The following is a 21,591-nucleotide window of genomic DNA, read 5'->3' as shown; positions in this document are numbered from 1 at the left end:
CTTTAGGGCAGGATATTGCAGTCGTTCAAATCCCGAATTTGCCAACATTCCTAAAAGCGTCTTCATAAGAAAACACAGGGGCTTGTCATGAATTTTTCCGCACTACGACGAAATCTGCTGGTAGGTTCGCTGGGCCTGGCGCTGAGCGCCGGTCTGCTGGGGCAAGCGGTTGCCGGTGAGCAGCTGCAAAAAATCAAAGACGCTGGCGTGATCAACGTTGGTCTGGAAGGCACTTACCCACCGTTCAGTTTCGTCGACGCCGACGGCAAGCTGGCCGGCTTCGAAGTCGAGTTCTCCGAAGCCCTGGCCAAAGAACTGGGCGTGAAGGTCAAACTGCAACCGACCAAATGGGACGGCATCCTCGCGGCGCTGGAATCCAAACGTCTGGACGCGGTGATCAACCAGGTAACGATTTCCGAAGAGCGCAAGAAGAAGTATGACTTCTCCGAGCCGTACACCGTTTCCGGGATTCAGGCGCTGGTGCTGACCAAGAAGGCTGCGGAGCTGAACATCAAGTCTGCCGCCGACCTGGCCGGCAAAAAAGTCGGTGTAGGCCTGGGCACCAACTACGAGCAGTGGCTCAAGGACAATCAGCCAAAAGCCATCATCAAGACCTATGACGATGATCCGACCAAGTTCCAGGACCTGCGCGTCGGCCGCATCGACGCCATTCTGATCGACCGCCTCGCCGCGCTGGAATACGCCAAGAAAGCCAAGGACACCACCGCCGCCGGCGAAGCGTTCTCCCGCCAGGAAGCCGGTATCGCCCTGCGCAAAGGCGAGCCTGAGTTGCTGGCAGCAGTGAACAAGGCTATCGACAAGCTGCGTGCCGACGGTACGCTGAAAAAGCTTTCGGAAAAATACTTCAGCGCTGACGTCACTAAATAATGGAAGAAGCTTTCCAACTCGCGCTGGACTCCCTGCCCTTCCTGCTCAAGGGGGCCTACTACACGGTCATCTTGAGCCTGGGCGGGATGTTCTTCGGCCTCATGCTGGGCTTCGGCCTGGCATTGATGCGCCTGTCGCGCTTCAAGCTGGTGAGCTGGATCGCCCGCATCTACGTGTCGTTCTTTCGCGGCACGCCGTTGCTGGTGCAACTGTTCGTGATCTACTACGGCTTGCCGCAATTGGGCATGGAACTCGATCCGCTGCCGGCTGCCCTGATCGGCTTCTCGCTGAACATGGCCGCTTACGCCTGTGAAATCCTGCGTTCCGCGATCAGCTCCATCGAGCGCGGTCAGTGGGAAGCTGCAGCCAGCATCGGCATGACCCGTGCGCAGACCCTGCGCCGGGCCATCATCCCGCAAGCGATGCGCACCGCATTACCGCCGCTGGGCAACAGCTTCATTTCGCTGGTCAAGGACACCGCGCTGGCCGCCACCATCCAGGTGCCGGAGCTGTTCCGCCAGGCGCAGCTGATTACCGCGCGCACCTTCGAAGTGTTCACCATGTACCTTGCCGCCGCACTGATCTACTGGATTCTGGCCACGGTGCTGTCGCACCTGCAGAACAAGTTGGAAGAGCGGGTCAATCGGCACGACCAGGAGTCTTGACCCAATGATTGTCGTAGAAAAACTGACAAAGCAGTTCAAGGGTCAAGTGGTGCTCAACGGCATTGATCTGGAAGTGAAGGAAGGCGAGGTGGTGGCGATCATCGGGCCTAGCGGCTCGGGTAAAACCACGTTCCTGCGTTGCCTGAATTTTCTGGAAGAACCCACCAGCGGCCGGATCAAGGTCGGTGACATCGAGATCGATGGCAGCCGTCCGCTGAACCAGCAGCAAGGCCTGGTGCGACGTTTGCGCCAGCACGTGGGTTTCGTGTTCCAGAGCTTCAATCTGTTTCCTCATCGCACCGCCCTGGAAAACGTTATCGAAGGCCCGATCATCGTAAAGAAGATCCCGCACGCCGAAGCCGTTGCCTTGGGCAAAAAGCTGTTGGCCCGGGTTGGCCTGGCGGGCAAGGAAGACGCGTACCCGCGTCGCCTTTCCGGTGGTCAGCAACAGCGTGTGGCGATTGCCCGCGCGCTGGCGATGGAGCCGGAAGTGATTCTGTTCGACGAACCCACCTCAGCCCTCGACCCGGAGCTGGTGGGTGAAGTGCTGGCGACCATTCGCAGCCTCGCCGAAGAGCGACGTACCATGGTCATCGTGACCCACGAAATGGGCTTTGCCCGGGACGTGGCGAACCGCGTGGTGTTTTTCGACAAAGGTGTGATCGTCGAACAAGGCGAAGCCAAGGCGCTGTTTGCCAATCCGAAAGAAGAGCGGACGAAGCAGTTTCTCAGCAAGTTCCTGAATAACGCTCACCACTGAAACATCGCATCACTACTTGTTAACTTCCACGGATGGAAGTGACAACCCCCCCTACTAAGAAAATCCCTCGCTACGTTCTCTTCGCTTATTCACCCATCTGAACAATAGATAATTTTTTATAGCTGCGTGCGGTACATATATATGTCCTGCAACAGAATAACCTCGCCTAAAATCCGCCAAACCCAGCGCTCTCACCGAACCGGTCTTCGCCGTCAGGAACGCACTAAAAGCCCGTAAAACGACGTCAATTTCGACAGAGCAGTGCAGCTTATTAACTTCAACGCGTAGGATTTTTCTGAATAACACTAGATTCCATACTTAACTAGCCAACTCTATTGACACCTATTCAAGCGCACTCTTATCTAGTCTCCAGCAGGCGTTGAACCTCACACTCATTCATTATTTAACCTCACAAATAGTGAATAACTTTGTTGCTCGGTAATTCACGTCTTTCGAACTTTCAGAAACGGACTTTCGCTGCAAGGCTTCAAGGAGAAACCCCATGACAAGCACTTTGAACAAACCCGAACTTGCGGCCCCGACCCTGGCGCAATCTCACAAGACCTGCATCAACATCACCTCGGCGGCGCGCCTGCTGATCGATGTGGCGCCCTACTCCGGCATGGACGAAGGCGACCTGATCGAACTGTTCTGGGATAACTGCTACGTGGCCTCCAGAGTGCTGACGGCCGACGATGTCGGCCAACCGGTCCAACTGCGTGTGCCCGAGAGCTTCATCGCCAATGGCAACTCGCGCGTTCACTACCGGATCATGCAGATCGGGCAAGGACCCACCCTTTCAGCCATCAGACGGGTGCAAATTAAACTCGACTGCCCCGGCGGGCAACCGTCTGCGCTGTGCGGCGATGAAAACCAGAGTCTGGAGCCCGTGAACATCCCCGAGACCATTCGCCGTCAGGGAGTCAATCCGAACCAGATCAAGCGCGGCGTTCCGTTGACCATCGAGCCTTACCTGAACATGGCCGCCGACGACGAAATCACCCTGCGCTGGGGCGATGTGCGCATGGATCTGCCACGTCTCAAGGCCGGCGATGTCGGCCAGCCGATCCAGGTCTGGGTGCCGCCGGCGATCATTCTCGAAGCCGGCGAAGACCTGCGGCTGGAAGTGACTTACTGCATCCTCGACCGGGTGGGTAACAACTCCCGCTGGGCACCACCGCGCAGGCTGAAGATCGGTTGCGCCAATCCGTATTTGAAAGTCCCGCGGAAGGAAATGCTCATGGCTGCTGAACCAGTGTGTAACCGACGAAAATTCGACTGACGCCGAAAAGATCGCAGCCTGCGGCAGCTCCTACACTCACCGCGTTTCCCTGTAGGAGCTGCCGAAGGCTGCGATCTTGACGGTTTTGTGGTGAAAGCGGCTCTCACGCCACGACCTTCTATGCATATTCCTAAAAGTTAGTTTATTAATTTTTTATACACGCTTAGGGTATATGCACCGGACCACCGGACATTCTTGTTTTCGTTCGTCGCAACCCTCGCGACGTTTCCATGAGATGTGAGGTAGGTATGGTCCGGAACACAATCACCCCAGTGCAGATCGCCAGGGCATTGCGTGCAGCCAAGGAGCGGCACTGATGTCCAGTCTGGCAGATGCAATCGTCCAGAGTGATCTGGACATCGCCCCGTTGTTGTTGCCCGCGCAGGTCTTGCGTAACGACGCACAAGCCATCAAGGCCGCCCATGAGCTGGCGCAAGTCGCCCGTTTGCAAGCAGCCAAACGCGACCAGCAGCGCAAGCTGCCGTGGTCGGAAATCGAACAGTTCACCCGCAGCGGCCTGGGCAGCATTTCTATCCCGCGTGAGTACGGCGGCCCGCAGGTTTCGTTCGTCACTTTGGCCGAAGTCTTCGCGATCATATCCGCGGCCGACCCGGCACTGGGACAGATCCCGCAGAACCAGTTCGGCATTCTCAACCTGGTGCTCGGCAGCGCCACTGAATCGCAAAAAAAGCAGCTGTTCAAAAGCGTGCTCGACGGCTGGCGGATCGGTAACGCGGGACCTGAGCGCGGCACCAAAAACACCCTTGAACTCAAGGCGCGAATCACCGCCAGCGGCGACGGCTTCGTCCTCAACGGGCAGAAGTTCTATTCCACCGGCGCCCTGTTCGCCCACTGGGTCGCCGTCAAGGCGCTGAACGACGATGGCAAGCAGGTTCTGGCCTTCGTCCGCCGCGGTACACCGGGCCTGCGCATCGTGGATGACTGGTCGGGCTTCGGCCAACGCACCACCGCCAGCGGCACCATTTTGCTCAACAACGTGCAGGTCGACGCCGAGCTGGTGGTGGATAACTGGAAGATCAATGACAGCCCGAACATTCAGGGTGCCGTCTCGCAGCTGATTCAAGCGGCCATTGACGCCGGCATCGCCCGGGGCGCCATCGACGACGCCATCGAATTCGTGAAAACCCGTGCACGGCCGTGGATCGACGCCAAGGTCGAACGGGCCAGCGACGATCTCTATGTGATCGCCGACATCGGCAAACTGAAAATCGAACTGCACGCCGCCGAAGCGCTGCTGCGCAAGGCCGGACAAGTGCTCGATCAGGTCAACGCCGCGCCGCTCACCGCCGAGTCCGCCGCCCGCGCTTCGATTGCCGTGGCCGAAGCCAAAGTGCTGACCACCGAGATCTCGCTGCTGGCCAGCGAAAAGCTTTTCGAACTGGCCGGCAGCCGCGCCACCCTCGCCGAATTCAACCTCGACCGCCATTGGCGCAACGCCCGCGTGCACACGCTGCACGACCCTGTGCGCTGGAAATATCACGCCGTTGGCACCTATCACCTGAACGGCACGCTGCCCGCACGGCACTCCTGGATCTAACGACCAGAACACTTTGACCAGATCTCTGGAGAAACACATGACTCTTTCTCACCACGTCGCGGTCATAACCAGCGATGAGCAAGCCCTGATCGTCGCCAGTGACCTGGCCGAAGATTTCAAACGCGACAGCGCCCTGCGCGATCGCGAACGCCGTTTGCCACACCCGGAACTGGAAGTGTTTTCCCGCTCGGGTCTTTGGGGCATCAGCGTGCCAAAAGAATACGGCGGCGCCGGGGTTTCCAACGTCACCCTGGCCAAGGTGATCGCGCTGATCGCCCAGGCTGACGGCTCGCTCGGGCAAATTCCCCAGAACCATTTTTACGCCCTTGAAGTACTGCATGTGAACGGCAGCGAAGAGCAGAAAAAACGCCTGTACGCAGAAGTGCTGGCCGGCCAACGATTCGGCAATGCCCTCGCGGAACTGGGCACCAAAACCGCCCATGACCGGGTCACCAGCCTGACCCGCGAAGGTGACGGTTATCGCATCAACGGCCGCAAGTTCTACGCCACGGGCGCTATTTATGCCCAGCGCATTCCGACGTCGGTCGTGGATGAACACGGCGTTCAGCAACTCGCTTTCGTCCCTCGAAATGCCAAGGGTCTAACGGTAATTGACGACTGGAGCGGTTTCGGCCAGCGCACCACCGGCAGCGGTTCGGTGGTGTTTGAAGATGTCTACGTCGCCGCCGAAGACGTGATCCCGTTTCAGAGCGCGTTCGAGCGCCCGACCACCGTCGGCCCGCTGGCGCAGATTCTTCATGCCGCTATCGACACCGGTATCGCCCGCGCCGCCTATGAAGATGCGCTGCATTTCGTGCGCACCAAGACCCGGCCGTGGATCGATTCCGGCAACGACAAAGCCACCGAAGACCCGCTGACCATCAAGAGCTTCGGCCACTTGAGCATTCGTTTGCACGCCGCCGAAGCCTTGCTGGAACGCTCTGGCGAATTCCTCGACAAGGCTCAGGCCGACACCAACGCCGAGACCGTCGCCGCCGCGTCGATTGCCGTCGCCGAAGCTCGCGCCATCAGCACCGAGATTTCCCTCGCCGCTGGCAGCACGCTGTTTGAACTGGCCGGCAGCCAGGCAACCCTGATCGAACATGGTCTGGATCGCCACTGGCGCAACGCTCGGGTGCACACGCTGCACGACCCGGTGCGCTGGAAGTATCACGCGGTCGGCAATTACTACCTCAACGATGAAAACCCGCCACTGCGGGGGACCATCTGATGGCAAAGAAAAAGATTTTGCTCAACGCGTTCAACATGAACTGCATCGGGCACATCAACCATGGTCTGTGGACGCATCCACGGGACAACTCCACTCAGTACAAGACGATTGAATACTGGACCGAGCTAGCCCAGTTACTGGAGCGAGGACTGTTCGACGGCCTGTTCATCGCTGACATCGTCGGCGTGTACGACGTCTATCAAAACTCGGTAGACGTACCGCTCAAAGAGTCGATCCAACTTCCGGTCAATGACCCGCTGCTGCTGGTTTCGGCCATGGCCGCGGTCACCAAAAACCTTGGCTTCGGCCTCACCGCCAACCTGACGTACGAACCGCCATATCTGTTCGCCCGACGCATGTCCACGCTCGATCACCTGAGCCGTGGCCGGGTCGGCTGGAACATCGTCACCGGCTACCTCGACAGCGCCGCCAAGGCCATGGGTTTGCGCGAACAGGTCGAACACGACCGTCGTTACGACCAGGCCGATGAATACCTGCAAGTGCTCTACAAACTCTGGGAAGGCAGTTGGGAAAACGGCGCGGTGCTTAACGATCCGCAGCAGCGGATCTACGCGCAGCCCGAGAAAGTGCACAAGGTCGAGCACAAGGGCGAGTTCTATCAGGTCGAAGGTTATCACCTCTGTGAACCCTCGCCGCAGCGCACACCGGTGCTGTTCCAGGCCGGCAGTTCGGATCGCGGTTTGCTGTTCGCCGGGCGACATGCCGAGTGCGTGTTCATCAGCGGCCAGAACAAACCGTCGACCAAAATTCAAGTGGACAAGGTGCGCGCCAGTGCCGTCGAGGCCGGGCGCAATCCTGAGGACATCAAGGTGTTCATGGGGCTGAACGTGATTGTCGGCGAAACCGAAGAGGCAGCCTGGGCCAAGCACGCCGAGTACTTGAGCTACGCCAGCGCGGAGGCCGGCGTGGCGCATTTCTCGGCCTCCACCGGGATCGATTTTTCCGAGTACGAAATCGACGAACCGATCCAGTACGTGAAGAGCAACGCGATCCAGTCCGCCACCAAAAATCTGCAAAACAACGACTGGACCCGACGCAAATTGCTGGAGCAGCACGCCCTCGGTGGTCGCTACATCACCGTGGTGGGTTCGCCTGAGCAAGTCGCCGATGAGCTGGAATCGTGGATCACGGAAACCGGGCTGGATGGCTTCAACCTGACGCGAATAGTCACGCCAGAGAGCTATGTGGATTTCATCGATTGGGTGATTCCGGAGTTGCAACGCCGAGGGTCGTACAAGACCGCTTACGACAGCGGCAGCCTGCGAGAAAAACTGTTTCACGGCGAAGCGCATTTGCCTGAGCAACACACCGGCTCGGCCTACCGACGCTAAAAGCTTCGCGAGCAGGCTCGCTCCCACAGGGATTGTGTGAACACCCGAGATCCAATGTGGGAGCGAGCTTGCTCGCGATGAGGCCCGACCAAACACCACACAACTATGCACTGACTGGAATAACCACCATGACCAAGAAACTTCTCTCTCACCCAGTCAAAGCACTGGCCCTGGCCCTCGGCCTTTTCAGCTCCGTCACCTTTGCCGCCGACGCGCCGCTGAAGGTCGGCACCACTGCAGCCTTCGCCATTCCCCTGGAAGCCGCCGTCGAAGAAGCCAAGAAACAAGGCCTGCAAGTCGACCTGGTGGAGTTCAGCGACTGGATCGCCCCCAACGTCAGCCTCGCTGCCGGCGACATCGATGTGAACTACTTCCAGCACGTCCCGTTCCTGGAAAACGCCAAGGCCGCCGCCGGTTTTGACCTGGTGCCGTTCGCACCGGGGATCATCAACAACGTCGGCCTCTACTCGAAGAAATACAAAAGCTTCGACGAGCTGCCGGAAGGCGCCAGCGTGGCGATCGCCAACGACCCGATCAACAGCGGTCGAGGTCTGCAACTGTTGGCCAAGGCCGGGCTGATCACGCTCAAACCGGGTGTTGGCTACAAAGCCACCGAAGAAGACATCATCGCCAACCCGAAGAAAATCAAAATCCTTCAGGTCGAAGCCGTGCAACTGGTACGCGCCTATGACGACGCCGATCTGGTCCAGGGTTACCCAGCCTACATTCGCTTGTCGAAGACCTTCGATGCCGGCTCCGCCCTGCTGTTCGACGGCCTCGATCACAAGGAATACGTGATCCAGTTCGTGATCCAGCCGAAAAGCAAAACCGACCCGCGCCTGATCAAATTCGTCGACATCTACCAGCATTCGCCGGCCGTTCGTGCAGCGCTGGATAAGGCCCATGGCAAGCTCTACCAAGCTGGCTGGGAAAGCTGAGTATGACGGCAGCCACTCAACTGCGACTGGAAATTCCAGAGCCCCACAAAATCGAACAGACCGAACTGCATCCAGCGCTCAACCGTGCTCACGTGCGCTTCATCGGTCTGGGCAAAACCTACAACGGCCAGCAAGGTCCGGTCGCCGCTCTGTACGGCATCGACCTGGCGATCCAGCGCGGCGAGGTGTTCGGCATCATCGGTCGCAGCGGCGCCGGCAAATCGTCGTTGATCCGCACGATCAACCGCTTGGAACAACCGAGCACGGGGCGCGTGCTGATCGATCAGGTCGACATCGGCGAGTTCGATGAAGACCGCCTGGTGGCGCTGCGTCGGCGCATCGGCATGATCTTCCAGCACTTCAACCTGATGTCGGCCAAGACGGTTTGGCAGAACGTCGAGTTGCCGCTGAAAGTCGCCGGTGTGCCGAAGGAAAAACGCGAGCAGAAAGTCCGGGAATTGCTGGAACTGGTGGGCCTGCAAGAGAAACACAAGGCCTACCCGGCGCAACTTTCCGGCGGGCAGAAACAGCGCGTCGGCATCGCCCGCGCCTTGGTGCATGACCCGGCGATACTGCTGTGCGACGAAGCCACTTCGGCACTGGACCCGGAAACCACGCAATCAATCCTCGGCCTGCTGCGCGAGATCAATCAGCGCCTGGGCCTGACCATCGTGCTGATCACCCACGAGATGGCGGTGATCCGCGATATCTGTGATCGGGTCGTCGTACTGGAACACGGGCGAATCGTCGAACAAGGGCCGGTCTGGGAAGTCTTTGGCAACCCCCAGCACGAGGTCAGCAAAACCTTGCTGGCGCCGTTGCAACACGGTTTGCCGGAAGAATTGCAAAGCCGCTTGCAGGCACACCCACAGTCCTCGGACGCCGCTGTTGTGCTGCGTTTGCAGTTCACCGGCAGCGCGAGTGATGAACCGGATCTGGCCGCACTGTTCGCCGCCCTCGGCGGTCGCGTGCGCTTGCTGCAAGGTGGCGTGGAACGGATTCAGGGCCATGCCCTCGGGCAATTGCTGTTGGCGGTGACCGGTTCGTCCCTCGGAGCAGAGGAATTGCGTCAACGCGCCGGCAACTGGGCGCAACAGGTGGAGGTGCTGGGTTATGTGGTTTGATCGCTTGCTGCAAGGCTTCATCGACACCTTCCTGATGGTCGGCGTGTCGTCATTGATCGCGCTGCTGGCGGGCATTCCGCTGGCGGTGATCCTGGTCACCAGTTCCAAGGGCGGGATCTATGAAGCGCCGGCGCTGAACCGTGCGTTGGGCGCGTTCGTGAACCTGTTCCGCTCGATTCCGTTTCTGATTTTGATGGTGGCGCTGATTCCGTTCACCCGGCTGATCGTCGGCACCACGTACGGCGTTTGGGCGGCCGTGGTGCCGCTGACCATCGCCGCTACACCGTTCTTTGCGCGCATTGCCGAAGTCAGTTTGCGTGAGGTTGATCACGGGTTGATCGAAGCGGCGCAGGCGATGGGTTGCCGGCGCTGGCATATCGTCTGGCATGTGTTGTTGCCCGAGGCGCTGCCGGGGATTGTCGGCGGTTTTACCATCACCCTGGTGACCATGATCAACTCATCGGCCATGGCGGGGGCGATTGGTGCCGGCGGGTTGGGCGACATCGCTTATCGGTACGGGTATCAGCGGTTTGATAGCCAGATCATGTTGACGGTGATTGTGTTGCTGGTGGTGTTGGTGGCGGCGATTCAATTGGGCGGGGATCGGTTGGCTCGGGGTCTCAATAAGCGTTGAGCCTGGCTGAAGTTATTGGTTGTCAGTGATACCGCTTTCGTCGGAACGCCGCCCGGAGCCGGCTCGCTCCCACAAAGATCGCGTTGTACACAAATCTTTTGTTCACTGCCGGTCCAGTGTGGGAGCGAGCTTGCTCGCGATGGCTGCGCAGCAGCCTTCTGCCTCATGGCGTATATTCGGCAAATCCCAATTGCCTGCGCAGCCCACCATGAAACAGACCCCCACCGACCTCGAGCAGATCACCTCCACCACCCTGGGTCATTACAACTCGGTGGCTGAAAGTTTTCGCGAAGGGACTCGCGATCACGATGTCAGCCAGAACATTGCTGCGCTGCTGCGACATATTCAGGATGAGGCGCCGTTCGACATCCTGGATTTTGGCTGTGGGCCAGGTCGTGATTTGCAAACCTTCACGCGCATGGGCCATACCGCTGTCGGGCTTGATGGCTCGGAGAAGTTTGCGCAAATGGCGCGGGAAGACAGTGGTTGTGAGGTCTGGCAGCAAGATTTTCTGAAGCTGGATTTGCCGGCCGAGCGCTTTGACGGGATCTTCGCCAATGCAGTTCTGTTTCATATTCCGCGTCAGGAATTGCCTCGGGTATTGAAGGAATTGCGCGGGGCTTTGAAGCCGGGCGGGGTGTTGTTCAGTTCCAATCCGCGTGGCGAGAATCAGGAGGGGTGGAATGGGCCGCGTTATGGGGCGTATCACGATCTTGAGACGTGGCAGCAATTGCTGACGGTGGCGGGGTTTGTGGAGTTGGAGCATTACTACCGGCCAGCGGGGCTGCCGCGGGAGCAGCAGCCTTGGTTGGCGAGTGTTTGGCGGCGCGCCGACTAAGGTGAAGATCAAAAGATCGCAGCCTGCGGCAGCTCCTACATTGGGATGACGTACACCCTGTAGGAGCTGCCGCAGGCTGCGATCTTTTGCCTTTGATCACGCAGACTCTTTCTTCGGCTCGCGAATCTTGTACCAGGCCACGTACAGCGCCGGCAAAAACAGCAGCGTCAGCAACGTCGCAATAATTATCCCGCCAATCATCGCGTAGGCCATGGGCCCCCAGAACACTTCCCGGGCGATCGGGATCATCCCCAGGCTCGCCGCCGCTGCCGTTAACAGAATCGGTCGGCGACGATGCTCCGTGGCTTGCACCACCGCATCCCACGGTGCATGACCGTCCTTCTCCAGGGCGTCGATCTGCGTCACCAGAATCACCGAGTTGCGGATGATGATGCCGATCAGCGCAAGAATCCCCAGGATCGCAACGAAGCCCATCGGCGTGCCTGTCGGGATCAGCGCCAGCACCACGCCGATCAGCCCGAGCGGCGCGACGCTGGCCACCAGGAACAGCTTCTGCACGCTGTGCAACTGGATCATCAGGAAGGTCGCCATCAAAAACAGCATCAACGGCACGACCTTGGCAATCGGCCCCTGGGCCTTGCCGCTTTCCTCGACGGTGCCGCCGGTGGCGACCTTGTAACCCACCGGCAAACTGGCGGCGAATTTGTCGATGTCGGGTTGGAGTTGTTTCACCAGATCGGTCGGCTGAATTTCGTCGCGCACCGCCGCCTTGATGGTGATGGTCGGTTTGCGGTCGCGGCGCCAGACCAGCGGTTGCTCAAGTTCATAGCGCACGGTGGCGAACGCCAGCAGCGGAATCGACGTGCCGCCCGGCGTGACGATCTGCAAATTCTGCAGGGTTTCCGGGGTGCCGCGTTCGGCGTCTTCCGCGCGACCCACCACGTTGATCAGGTAGATATCGTCATCGACCTGAGTCACCGGCGCACCGACCACGATGCTGTTCATCAGGTTGGCCACGTCTTCCGACGACAGCCCCAATTGCCGTGCCTTATCCTGCGCGATGTCGATGCGCAGGACTTTGCCCGGTTCGTTCCAGTCATAAATGATCTCGCCAATGTGCGAATTTTTATCCAGCTCGGTGGCCAGGGCGATGGCGTGCTTGCGCACCTGATCGATGTCCTTGCCGCTGACCCGGTACTGAATCGGCCGCCCTACCGGCGGGCCCATTTCCAGCGCCTGGACGTAGCTGCCAATACCGACGAAGTCTTTGCGCAGCCGCTCGCGCAAGCGCTGGCTAAGCGCGTTACGCGATTCCAACCCTTTGCTGACGATGACCAATTGCGCGTAGTACGGGTTCTGCAATTGCTGGTCGAGCGGCAGGTAGAAACGGATCGCACCTTCGCCAATGTAGGTGCTCCAGCGCACGATGTCCGGGTCGTCCTTGAGCGTCGCCTCGAGCTTGTCCACCGCCTTGCGGGTTTCGGCAATCGAGGCGTTTTGCGGCAGGTTCAGGTCGACGAGGATTTCCGGGCGGTCCGAGGACGGGAAGAACTGGTTCTGCACGAACTGCATGGAAAACACCGACGCCACGAACAGCAAGAGGGTGATGCCGATCGCCCACCAGCGATTGCGCATGGCCCAAAGCATGCCGTAATTGAACGCCCGACCGATGCGCCCCGGTTCTGCGGCGTGAGGTTTCACGTTGGTGCTGAGGATGTGCACGCCGATCACCGGGGCGAACAGAACCGCGACTATCCACGACACGATCATGGCCACCGCGATCACCGCGAACAGCGTGAAGGTGTACTCGCCGGCCGAGCTGGCATTGAGGCCGATGGGCACGAAACCGGCCACCGTCACCAACGTACCGGTGAGCATCGGGAACGCGGTCGAGGTGTAAGCAAACGTGGCCGCTTGCTCCTTGGTCTCGCCCATTTCCAGGCGCGTGACCATCATCTCGACGGTGATCATCGCGTCATCCACCAGCAGCCCGAGCGCAATGATCAGCGCGCCGAGGGAAATCCGCTGCATGGTGATGCCGCTGTACTCCATGAAGACGAAGACCATCGCCAGCACCAGCGGAATCGAGCACGCCACCACCAGCCCGGCGCGCACGCCGAGGCTGATGAAGCTGACGATCAGCACGATCACCACCGCTTCGAACAGTGCGCTGGTAAAGCCACCGACGGCTTTTTCCACCACTTCGGCCTGATCGGAAACGTTGTGCACACCGACGCCCACCGGCAGGTCGGCAGTCAGGTCGGTCATGCGCTGGTGCAACGCCTTGCCGAACACCTGAATGTTGCCGCCCTTCTTCATCGCAATGGCGAGGCCGATAGCAGGGTGGCCGTTAAAGCGGAATTCCGGCGTCGCCGGATCGACATAGCCACGGCTGATCTCGGCGACGTCGGCCAAGCGGTAGAAACGATCGTTGAGTCGCAGGTTGACGTTTTCCAGGTCCTTCTCGGAGGCAAACTGCCCCGAAGTCCGCACGGAAATCCGCTCGGGACCGGCCTCGATCACACCGGCCGGGGTCACCGCGTTCTGCGATTGCAGGCTCTGCACCACCTGGCGCTGATCGATGCCCAGCGCTGCCAGTTTGCGAGTGGAGAAGTTCAGGTAGAGGACTTCATCCTGCTCACCGACCATCTCGACCTTGCCCAGCCCGGGCACTTCGCGGATCTCGGCGCGGACCTGCTCGACGTAATCGCGCAATTGGCGCATCGACAAACCGTCTGCAGTAAAGGCGTACACCGAGCCGAACACGTCACCGAATTCATCGTTGAATCCCGGCCCTTGCAGGCCTTGGGGGAAGTCGCCGCGAATGTCGTTGATCTTCTTGCGCACCTGATACCAGATTTCCGGAATGTCCTTGGCGCTGGTGGTATCACGCAAGTTCACGAAGACCGTCGACTCGCCGGGGCGAGTGTAGCTTTTCACATAGTCGAGGGAGTCGAGCTCTTCGAGTTTTTTCTCGATCCGGTCAGTGACCTGCTTGAGGGTTTCTTCCTGGGTCGCGCCCGGCCACCGGGTCTGGATCACCATGGTTTTGATGGTGAACGACGGGTCTTCCTCGCGGCCCAGGTTCAGGTACGAGAACACGCCCATCAGCAGTGCGATGAACATCAAATACCAGACAAACGACTGATGCTTGAGGGCCCATTCGGATAAGTTGAAAATCCCTTTCATTGCGGGCTGTCCTCATCGATTTTTACTTTCTGCCCCGGTTTCAGGCTGTTCACGCCGGCACTGACCACGCGCTCGCCGGACTTCACGCCGTTGGCCAGGACCATCGTTGAGTCAGTGCGGCTGATCAGGCTGATGTCTCGCGGGGAAACGGTTTGGGTCTGCGGGTCGATGACCCAGATCCGCGGTTTGCCATCGACTTCCTGTAGCGCGGTCAGGGGCAGTTCGATACGCGGTTTGATCGCGGAGCTGAGGGTCACGCTGATCGCCGTGCCCAGGCGAAACCCCGGTGGCGTGTCGGTCAGTGTCAGGCGGGCGCGACGGGTGCGGGTCGCGCTTTGCGCCTGGGGTTCGATTTCGCGAACGATGGCTGTGGTGGTGATGCTCGGGTCAAGTTGGACAGCAACCTGGAACACCACGTCTTCCGGCAACTGGTCGACCAAAGTATCCGGCAGATCGATTACGGCTTCCTTGATGTCCGGCTGCGCCAGGGTCACCACTTGCTGGCCGGCGCTGACGACTTGCCCGGCTTCGGCGTTCCACGCGGTGACGATGGCTTTGTGATCGGCGCGCAGTTCGACGTAGTTGAGCTGGTCCTTGGCCTGATCGACCGCAGCCTTCGCTTGATCGAGGGAGGCCTGGGTGGTTTTGAGGTCGGTCTGTGCGACGTCGAGTTGCGCCTGGGCGCCCACGCCGCGATCGAACAACTCTTGCTGACGCCGGGCGTTGGCCTGAGCGTTGATGAGTTGCGCCTGGACGCTGGCCAGATCACCCTGAGCGGAACGCAACTGGTTCTGCTGATCGGTGGGGTCGAGCGTGGCGAGCAACGCGCCCTTCTCGACTTCGGCACCGACGTCGACATTACGGCTGGCAATACGCCCCGGCACCCGGAAGCCGACATTGCTTTCATACCGGGCCTGGATGCTGCCGGCGAAGCGGCCCAGGCTTTCTTCGTCCAGGGACTGGACCTTGATGGACAGCACCGGACGCACAGGCTCCGGCGGCGGTTCCTTTTTCGAGCAGGCCACCAGCATCACACCGGCGCATACCAGTAACAGACGCTTCATGGCTGGGCTCCCGCGGCTAAATCCTTGTAGGTGTTTTCGGCAATTTCCACCTTCACGCCGGGGTGCAGCAACTGGCCGCCGGCGATGACGACTTTTTCGCCACCCTTCAGGCCGGCGCTGATGATCACTTTGCCGGTCAGGTAGCGACCGACAGTGACCGTGTGCAGCTGTGCCTTGCCCTCGCCGTCCACCAGCCACACGGCCGGGTCGCTGAGATTTTTCGTCAGCGCTGACCAGGGCAATTCGACCGCCGATTTGCCTGGCGTCTTGGCCGTGGCACTCACCACCGAACCGAGCTGCATGCCTTCCGGTAGTCCGTTGAGAGTAACTTTGACCTGCACCGTGCCGGTCTGCGCGGAGACGGCCGGGGTGATTTCCCGAACGGTGCCGGTGGTTTTGATCGCGGGGTTGTCGAGCAGGCTGACGACCACCGTTTTATCCTCTGGTGGCTCTTTCAGCAGCGATTCGTAGACGTTGAACACTGCGTCGCGCTCACCGTCCCGGGCCAGGCTGAAAATCGGCACGGTGGCCTGCACCACTTGGCCGACCTCGGCCTGGCGCGCGGTAATCACCCCCGGCGCATCGGCGACCAGCGCGGTGTAGCTCAGTTGTTCACGGGCATTGGCCAGTTGCGCCTGGGCCGCCGTCAGAGCGCTTTGGCTGCTGCGCAATGCAGCTTGGGCGGAATCGAACTCGCTCTGGCTGGTGTAGCCCTTGGGCAGGAGTTTTTGCTGGCGAACGAAAGCGGCGGCGGTCTGTTTGACTCGGGCCTGTTCGGCAACAACCTGCGCCTGAGCCGAGTCGACGCTGGTTTGCAGGTCCTTGGGATCGAGTTTTGCCAGAACCTGTTTGGCCGTAACACGATCACCGACATCGACTGTACGCTGGATGATCTTGCCGGCAACGCGGAACGACAGGTCGGTCTGGACCCGCGCCTGAACATCACCGGTCAGGGTCACCGTCGCCGCGTAATCCGCAGGTTTTACCTCTTGCACGAATACCCGCGGACGGTTCTTTTCGACCGGTTTTTTATCGCCACAGGCGCTCAGCAGGACAAGGAGGCTCAGGCCAACCACTGTTTTCAATCCGGGACCCACCATGCAGACTCCTTTGCGTTGCACGAACGTGCCAATGGCGATACGACTGTGAGCTTAGAACAGGGTTCCACCTTCGCCCGCGCAGATAACCATTTCCCTGTAGGAGCTGCCGAAGGCTCGGGCCGCGTTCGGACGATCTTTTGATCTTCCGGCGACATCACGACCGCCAAAGTCAAAAGATCGCAGCCTTCGGCAGCTCCTACAATGTAAATTCGCCAACGCGGTTATCCTGATGCCTTTTCGGGGCCACATAGAACGTCCTTTATGCTCAAAACCCTCGCGGTGGCCAATTACCGCTCGATCAATAAATTGGTGATTCCGCTGGGCCGGTTGAACCTGATCACCGGCCCCAACGGCAGCGGTAAATCCAACCTCTACCGCGCGTTGCGCCTGCTGGCGGAAACCGCTCAGGGCGGCGTGGTCAATGCATTGGCCCGTGAGGGTGGGCTGGATTCGACCTTCTGGGCCGGGCCGGAAAACATCAGCCGGCGGATGCGTAATGGCGAAGTCCCGATCGAGGCGACCGTTCGGCACAGCGCCAAGCGTCTGCGCCTGGGATTTGCCGGGGAAGATTTCAGCTACTCGATCGCGCTGGGTCTGCCGGAGCCGAGCCTTTCCGAGTTTTCTCTGGACCCGGAAATCAAAAAGGAATGCATCTGGTCCGGGCCGTTCTATCGCCCGGCCAGTCTGCTGGTGGATCGAAACGGCCCGATGATCCGAGCCCGGGCCGGTCGCGGCTGGGAGGTGCTGGCCCAACACACGCCGAATTTCGACAGCCTGTTCGATCAGGTCGGCAGCTTTCGCACCTCGCCGGAAGTCCTGCAGTTGCGTGAGTTCATTCGCCGCTGGCGGTTCTATGATCACTTTCGCAGCGACGCCGACGCGCCGGTGCGCCAACCGCAATTGGGCACCCGCACGCCGGTGCTGCATCACGACGGTCGGGATCTGGCGGCCGCGTTGCAGACGATCCGCGAAATCGGCGATCCCGAGGCCTTGCAAGCCGCCGTCAGCGACGCCTTCCCTGGTGCGCGATTGAACATCGCGCCGCTTCAGGGTGGTCGGTTTGCGATCGAGTTTTACCAGGAAGGATTGTTGAGGCCATTGTCGGCGGCCGAGTTGTCGGACGGAACGTTGCGCTATTTGCTGCTGGTCGCAGCGCTGCTAACGCCCAGGCCGCCGACGCTGATGGTGCTGAACGAGCCGGAAACCAGTCTGCACCCGGACCTGTTGCCGGCGTTGGCACGATTGATTATCCGGGCGTCGGAGCAGTGTCAGGTGTGGGTGGTTTCTCATGCACGGCGGTTGATTTCGGCGTTGCAGGAGGATCCGGAGTGCAATTGCATTGTGCTGGAGAAGAACCTGGGCCAGACCGGGATTGTCGGGCAGCGGATGCTGGATGAGCCGGCTTGGTATTGGCCAGATTAATCAGCGTCTGACAAACCGCTTTCGCGAGCAGGCTCGCTCCCACAGGGATCACCTAACTCCTGTGGGAGCGAGCCTGCTCGCGAAGGTGGCCGAAAGATCACCGCAAAGATTGAAGAATCACCCCTGCCACTTCCCACCCTCGACAATCACGCTCTCAGGCTTGGTGTCATCGCTCAGTTCTTTACGCACATATTGGTCATAAAGTTTGAGCAAAAACTTCTCTTCACCCAGCTTCGCCAACTCGGCATTCACCCAATCGCGCAGTTCGATATTGCCCTTCTTCACCGCCGGCGCAATCGGTGCTTCAGCGCCCAACGTCTGGGTCAGCACGCGGTAGCCAGGGTTCTGTTTCGCCCAGCTGAACAGCACCAGATTGTCCTGCGCATACGCATCGCCGCGCCCATTGGCCAGCGCTTGCAGAGATTCGGAGTTTTTCTCGAACTTCAGAAGCTTCCAGTCCGGATGGTTCTTGGTCAGCCAGATATCGGCCGTAGTGCCGGTGGTGACGATGGTGGTGCGAGTCGCCAGATCATCAAGGTTTTTCACCAAACTGGCCTGCGGCACCAGCGCCTGCACGGCAACTTTGAGGTTCGGGTTGGTGAATTCCACCGCTTCCTTACGCTCCGGGGTAACGGTCATGTTGGCCAGAATCAAATCGACCTTGTCGCTTTGCAGGAACGGAATCCGGCTCGCCGGTTCTACCGCGACGAACTCGACCTTGTTCTCATCGCCCAGCAGGTCTTTGGCGAATTGACGGCCGATGTCGGTATCGAAACCGACGTAACGCCCGGCTTCATTGACGAAACCAAACGGCGGTTTATCGGTGAAGACACCGACGATCAACTTGTCCCGTGCTTTGATTTTTTCCAGGTAACTGGCATTGGTGACCGCTGGTTTGGTGGGTTCTTCAGTTTTGTTGCAACCGGCCAGCAACGCGAGGCCGAGCAGCGGGAGTAGCAGCAGGGAAGACTTGGCAGTTTTCATAGCAGTTCCAGTTCCTTTGTTTGAGTCGTTTTGGGTAGTGCGGCGACGTAGGAGAACTTCTCTAGGAACTGCTGCGCTCGTGCGGTTTGCGGGTTCGTAAAGAAAATCTCGGGAGGGTTTTGCTCAAGGATTCGCCCGGCATCCATGAACACAATGCGGTCAGCCACGGCGCGGGCAAAGGCCATTTCGTGGGTGACGATCAACAGGGTCATGCCCTCGCGGGCCAGGCCCTGAATCACTTCCAACACTTCCTTGACCATTTCCGGGTCGAGGGCAGCGGTGACTTCATCGAACAACATGACTTTCGGGTTCATGCACAGCGAACGGACGATGGCGATGCGTTGCTGCTGGCCACCGGAGAGCTGACGCGGGAACGCATCGCGCTTGTCCGAAAGGCCCACGCGCTCAAGCAACGCTTCGGCCTGGGCACGGGCCTCGCGACGGTCGCGTTTCTGCACTTTGACCGGGCCGAGTAGCAGGTTGTCGAGCACACTCATGTGCGGGAACAGGTGATAACTCTGGAACACCATGCCGATCTGCTGCCGCACTTCGCGCCAGTCGGTGCCCTTGTCCAGCAACTCGCGACCGGAAAAACTCAAGCTGCCGCTGTGGGCGACTTCAAGACCGTTGAGGCAACGCAGTAAGGTGCTTTTACCGCAGCCGCTGGGGCCGAGGATGACGATCACTTCGCCTGACTTCACTTGCAGGTCGATGCCGTTGAGCACCTGCTGCTCGCCGAAAAACTTGTTGAAACCCTTGAACTCGATCAATGCGCTCATGCTTGCGTCCAGCGCCGCTCCAGCACGCGCGAGGCGGCCGAGAGCGGGTAGCAGATAAAAAAGAAAAACAGGAACAGTGCGCCGTAGATCAGCACCGATTCGTAGGTGCGCTCGATGATCTGCTGGCCGACCTTGATCACGTCCACCACTCCGATCAGCACCGCCAGGGAGCTGGTTTTGATGATTCGCGTGTAGACGTTGATGGTCGGCGGCGTCATGCGCTTCAGCGCTTGTGGCAGCAGCACGTAACCGTAGAGTTGCGGGCCGTCCAGACCAATCGACAACCCTGCCTCACGCTGACCGCGCGGCAACGAATGCAACGCGCCGCGCACCACTTCGCCGACTTCGCTGGCGCCCCACAGCGACAGCACCAGTACCGCGCACCAGAAGCTCGGAATGCTCAGGCCGAAGAAAATCGGCAGACCGAAGAACAGCAAATACAGCCAGACCAGCACCGGGATCGCCCTGAACAGTTCCAGATAAACGCGCAGAATTGCGTTCAGCCATTTCGAATTCAGCGTGCGCAGCACACCGTAGAGCACCCCGCCAGCAGTGCTGATGGCGATGCTCAGGAAAGAGATCGACAGGGTTTGCGCGGCGCCCTTGCCCAGTTGCGGCAACGACACCCACAGCAACTCAAGACCCGAACTGGCCATGCTGGAGCCTCCTTTCCAGACGGCTGAGCAATAGCGACAGCGGTAGAAACAGCAGCACGCAAATCAGCGTCAGCACGGCGAGCATCTCGTAGGTTTTGTAGTAGAGCGCGATGTAGCTTTTGGTGGTGTAGAGAATCTCCGGTACCGCCACTGCCGAGACCACGGTGGTCTCCTTGAGCAGGAAAATGAAATTGGCGAACAGCGACGGCAGGCTGAGGATGCCGGCTTGCGGCAGGATCACGTAGCGCAGCAATTGTCCGTGGGACAGGCCGATGGAGCGGCCGGACTCGAGCTGCGCCTGAGGCACCGCGTCGACGCCGGCACGCAGCACTTCGGTGAGGTAGGCGCCGCCGAGGAAGGTCATGGTGATGATCGCCGCCGCAAAGCCCGAGACCTTGATGCCCAACGCCGGCAAGGCGAAGTAGACGAAGAACAGTTGAATGAGCAGCGGTGTATTGCGCGCCAGTTCCACGTACAGCCCGACCAGGCGCTGCAAGTAAGGCGTACGGAACACCAGAATCGTCGCGTTGATCAGCGCCACCAGCAACGACGTACCAATCGCGATAAAGCCGACCTGCAGCGTCACGCCCACGGCTTTGAGAAACGCCGGCAAGGTGCTGAGGATAAATGCGTAATCGAAGTTCATTGAACATCCTGGACGCCGCAGGGAAAGCGACGGTGGTGCAGTCCATGGGCAGTGGATAACGACCCGGCAGGCACCGACTTTAAAGGTATAAAAAGAAGAATTTAAATACCGTTAAAGCATATTGATATCACGCAAAAAACTATCCTCCGAATTTGCTGTGGCAGCGGAAGACGACTATTTTTCTTTGCGCTGTAGGAAGGATCTTTTTTTCAGAATAGCCCTCCAAGGATGCACAGCTTTTGGCCAGACTCCCCGGCCGAACCATCACAAGGAAGAGAAAATGGCTGACGTAAAAGTGCCACAGCGGCTGGATCCGCAGGACATCGTGAAGTTGTTGGTCGCGTTGCGCAGGGCTTTGAAGGCCAGGGTGGCCTGAACCTTAAAGCAAAAGATCGCAGCCTCGTTTCACTCGACAGCTCCTACATTGGAATGCGTTCCCCTGTAGGAGCTGTCGAGTGAAACGAGGCTGCGATCTTTTGATCTTGGCGCAATAAAAAACGCCGACGCTCTACAAGCCGTC

General features: G+C 59.5%; 19 protein-coding genes. 12 read left to right on the top strand and 7 right to left on the bottom strand.

Annotated elements, in window-relative coordinates; all coding sequences use genetic code 11:
- Positions 1-87 precede the first annotated feature (87 nt).
- From tcyJ to ACA059_RS01005, 11 genes are all read left to right on the top strand, one after another.
- The gene (gene tcyJ, locus ACA059_RS01055; protein ID WP_129439443.1) at positions 88-888 is read left to right on the top strand and encodes a cystine ABC transporter substrate-binding protein; all 801 of its coding nucleotides are present in this window, start codon (positions 88-90) and stop codon (positions 886-888) included.
- Positions 888-1,553, top strand: coding sequence for a cystine ABC transporter permease (gene tcyL, locus ACA059_RS01050; RefSeq protein ID WP_010464804.1), 666 nt, complete (start codon positions 888-890; stop codon positions 1,551-1,553). The genes tcyJ and tcyL overlap by 1 nt, the downstream gene beginning before the upstream one ends.
- A 4-nt stretch (positions 1,554-1,557) precedes the next feature.
- Positions 1,558-2,313 (top strand): L-cystine ABC transporter ATP-binding protein TcyN, encoded by a 756-nt coding sequence (gene tcyN / locus ACA059_RS01045; protein WP_497632371.1) that lies wholly within the window; start codon positions 1,558-1,560, stop codon positions 2,311-2,313.
- A gap of 502 nt (positions 2,314-2,815) precedes the next feature.
- Positions 2,816-3,595, top strand: coding sequence for a hypothetical protein (locus tag ACA059_RS01040; RefSeq protein WP_497632370.1), 780 nt, complete (start codon positions 2,816-2,818; stop codon positions 3,593-3,595).
- A gap of 316 nt (positions 3,596-3,911) precedes the next feature.
- Complete coding sequence (locus ACA059_RS01035) at positions 3,912-5,153, top strand: SfnB family sulfur acquisition oxidoreductase (protein WP_497632369.1); 1,242 nt, start codon at positions 3,912-3,914, stop codon at positions 5,151-5,153.
- A gap of 37 nt (positions 5,154-5,190) precedes the next feature.
- Entirely contained in the window at positions 5,191-6,384 is a 1,194-nt protein-coding gene (locus ACA059_RS01030) for an SfnB family sulfur acquisition oxidoreductase (protein WP_497632368.1), read from the top strand.
- Positions 6,384-7,736, top strand: a complete 1,353-nt coding sequence (locus ACA059_RS01025) for an LLM class flavin-dependent oxidoreductase (RefSeq protein WP_497632367.1) — start codon at positions 6,384-6,386, stop codon at positions 7,734-7,736. Before ACA059_RS01030 ends, ACA059_RS01025 begins: the two co-directional genes overlap by 1 nt.
- 128 nt (positions 7,737-7,864) lie before the next feature.
- Positions 7,865-8,674: a MetQ/NlpA family ABC transporter substrate-binding protein gene (locus tag ACA059_RS01020; RefSeq protein WP_497632366.1), complete on the top strand. Its 810-nt coding sequence runs from the start codon at positions 7,865-7,867 to the stop codon at positions 8,672-8,674.
- 2 nt (positions 8,675-8,676) lie between these two features.
- Positions 8,677-9,798 carry a methionine ABC transporter ATP-binding protein gene (locus ACA059_RS01015; RefSeq protein WP_497632365.1) on the top strand — a complete coding sequence of 374 codons (1,122 nt, stop codon included), beginning with the start codon at positions 8,677-8,679 and terminating at the stop codon, positions 9,796-9,798.
- Positions 9,788-10,432: a methionine ABC transporter permease gene (locus tag ACA059_RS01010; RefSeq protein ID WP_033058513.1), complete on the top strand. Its 645-nt coding sequence runs from the start codon at positions 9,788-9,790 to the stop codon at positions 10,430-10,432. Before ACA059_RS01015 ends, ACA059_RS01010 begins: the two co-directional genes overlap by 11 nt.
- A 208-nt stretch (positions 10,433-10,640) precedes the next feature.
- Positions 10,641-11,270 carry a class I SAM-dependent methyltransferase gene (locus ACA059_RS01005; RefSeq protein WP_497632364.1) on the top strand — a complete coding sequence of 210 codons (630 nt, stop codon included), beginning with the start codon at positions 10,641-10,643 and terminating at the stop codon, positions 11,268-11,270.
- Between the two features lie 96 nt (positions 11,271-11,366).
- Here ACA059_RS01005 and ACA059_RS01000 read toward each other — a convergent pair whose 3' ends face one another.
- The 3 genes from ACA059_RS01000 to ACA059_RS00990 are packed head-to-tail and all read right to left on the bottom strand — an operon-like array spanning position 11,367 to position 16,584.
- The gene (locus tag ACA059_RS01000) at positions 11,367-14,420 is read right to left on the bottom strand and encodes an efflux RND transporter permease subunit (RefSeq protein ID WP_497632363.1); all 3,054 of its coding nucleotides are present in this window, start codon (positions 14,418-14,420) and stop codon (positions 11,367-11,369) included.
- Positions 14,417-15,484 (bottom strand): efflux RND transporter periplasmic adaptor subunit, encoded by a 1,068-nt coding sequence (locus ACA059_RS00995; RefSeq protein WP_497632362.1) that lies wholly within the window; start codon positions 15,482-15,484, stop codon positions 14,417-14,419. The genes ACA059_RS01000 and ACA059_RS00995 overlap by 4 nt, the downstream gene beginning before the upstream one ends.
- The gene (locus ACA059_RS00990) at positions 15,481-16,584 is read right to left on the bottom strand and encodes an efflux RND transporter periplasmic adaptor subunit (protein WP_497632361.1); all 1,104 of its coding nucleotides are present in this window, start codon (positions 16,582-16,584) and stop codon (positions 15,481-15,483) included. Before ACA059_RS00990 ends, ACA059_RS00995 begins: the two co-directional genes overlap by 4 nt.
- A gap of 261 nt (positions 16,585-16,845) precedes the next feature.
- Here ACA059_RS00990 and ACA059_RS00985 point away from each other — a divergent pair, with 261 nt between their 5' ends.
- Complete coding sequence (locus ACA059_RS00985; protein WP_497632360.1) at positions 16,846-18,006, top strand: AAA family ATPase; 1,161 nt, start codon at positions 16,846-16,848, stop codon at positions 18,004-18,006.
- Between the two features lie 117 nt (positions 18,007-18,123).
- Here ACA059_RS00985 and ACA059_RS00980 read toward each other — a convergent pair whose 3' ends face one another.
- From ACA059_RS00980 to ACA059_RS00965, 4 genes are read right to left on the bottom strand one after another with little or no spacing between them, the layout of a single operon-like run.
- The gene (locus ACA059_RS00980) at positions 18,124-18,990 is read right to left on the bottom strand and encodes a transporter substrate-binding domain-containing protein (RefSeq protein WP_497632359.1); all 867 of its coding nucleotides are present in this window, start codon (positions 18,988-18,990) and stop codon (positions 18,124-18,126) included.
- Positions 18,987-19,769, bottom strand: a complete 783-nt coding sequence (locus ACA059_RS00975; RefSeq protein ID WP_497632358.1) for an amino acid ABC transporter ATP-binding protein — start codon at positions 19,767-19,769, stop codon at positions 18,987-18,989. Before ACA059_RS00975 ends, ACA059_RS00980 begins: the two co-directional genes overlap by 4 nt.
- Entirely contained in the window at positions 19,766-20,425 is a 660-nt protein-coding gene (locus tag ACA059_RS00970) for an amino acid ABC transporter permease (RefSeq protein ID WP_008148241.1), read from the bottom strand. Before ACA059_RS00970 ends, ACA059_RS00975 begins: the two co-directional genes overlap by 4 nt.
- Positions 20,406-21,071 (bottom strand): amino acid ABC transporter permease, encoded by a 666-nt coding sequence (locus tag ACA059_RS00965; RefSeq protein WP_008148239.1) that lies wholly within the window; start codon positions 21,069-21,071, stop codon positions 20,406-20,408. The genes ACA059_RS00970 and ACA059_RS00965 overlap by 20 nt, the downstream gene beginning before the upstream one ends.
- Positions 21,072-21,591: the final 520 nt, after the last annotated feature.

The sequence above is a fragment of the Pseudomonas sp. LBUM1647 genome, from assembly GCF_059716175.1.
This window is presented reverse-complemented; position numbering and strand designations above follow the sequence as displayed.

Excerpts from the sequence above, each read along its gene's own strand:
- ACA059_RS00990 (WP_497632361.1), bottom strand. The coding sequence starts at position 16,584 with ATGGTGGGTCCCGGATTGAAAACAGTGGTTGGCCTGAGCCTCCTTGTC.
- ACA059_RS00985 (WP_497632360.1), top strand. The coding sequence starts at position 16,846 with ATGCTCAAAACCCTCGCGGTGGCCAATTACCGCTCGATCAATAAATTG.
- tcyJ (WP_129439443.1), top strand. The coding sequence starts at position 88 with ATGAATTTTTCCGCACTACGACGAAATCTGCTGGTAGGTTCGCTGGGC.
- ACA059_RS01025 (WP_497632367.1), top strand. The coding sequence starts at position 6,384 with ATGGCAAAGAAAAAGATTTTGCTCAACGCGTTCAACATGAACTGCATC.
- ACA059_RS01040 (WP_497632370.1), top strand. The coding sequence starts at position 2,816 with ATGACAAGCACTTTGAACAAACCCGAACTTGCGGCCCCGACCCTGGCG.
- ACA059_RS01030 (WP_497632368.1), top strand. The coding sequence starts at position 5,191 with ATGACTCTTTCTCACCACGTCGCGGTCATAACCAGCGATGAGCAAGCC.
- ACA059_RS01000 (WP_497632363.1), bottom strand. The coding sequence starts at position 14,420 with ATGAAAGGGATTTTCAACTTATCCGAATGGGCCCTCAAGCATCAGTCG.
- tcyL (WP_010464804.1), top strand. The coding sequence starts at position 888 with ATGGAAGAAGCTTTCCAACTCGCGCTGGACTCCCTGCCCTTCCTGCTC.
- ACA059_RS00970 (WP_008148241.1), bottom strand. The coding sequence starts at position 20,425 with ATGGCCAGTTCGGGTCTTGAGTTGCTGTGGGTGTCGTTGCCGCAACTG.
- ACA059_RS00980 (WP_497632359.1), bottom strand. The coding sequence starts at position 18,990 with ATGAAAACTGCCAAGTCTTCCCTGCTGCTACTCCCGCTGCTCGGCCTC.
- ACA059_RS01005 (WP_497632364.1), top strand. The coding sequence starts at position 10,641 with ATGAAACAGACCCCCACCGACCTCGAGCAGATCACCTCCACCACCCTG.
- ACA059_RS00965 (WP_008148239.1), bottom strand. The coding sequence starts at position 21,071 with ATGAACTTCGATTACGCATTTATCCTCAGCACCTTGCCGGCGTTTCTC.
- ACA059_RS01010 (WP_033058513.1), top strand. The coding sequence starts at position 9,788 with ATGTGGTTTGATCGCTTGCTGCAAGGCTTCATCGACACCTTCCTGATG.
- ACA059_RS01015 (WP_497632365.1), top strand. The coding sequence starts at position 8,677 with ATGACGGCAGCCACTCAACTGCGACTGGAAATTCCAGAGCCCCACAAA.
- ACA059_RS01035 (WP_497632369.1), top strand. The coding sequence starts at position 3,912 with ATGTCCAGTCTGGCAGATGCAATCGTCCAGAGTGATCTGGACATCGCC.
- ACA059_RS00975 (WP_497632358.1), bottom strand. The coding sequence starts at position 19,769 with ATGAGCGCATTGATCGAGTTCAAGGGTTTCAACAAGTTTTTCGGCGAG.
- tcyN (WP_497632371.1), top strand. The coding sequence starts at position 1,558 with ATGATTGTCGTAGAAAAACTGACAAAGCAGTTCAAGGGTCAAGTGGTG.
- ACA059_RS01020 (WP_497632366.1), top strand. The coding sequence starts at position 7,865 with ATGACCAAGAAACTTCTCTCTCACCCAGTCAAAGCACTGGCCCTGGCC.
- ACA059_RS00995 (WP_497632362.1), bottom strand. The coding sequence starts at position 15,484 with ATGAAGCGTCTGTTACTGGTATGCGCCGGTGTGATGCTGGTGGCCTGC.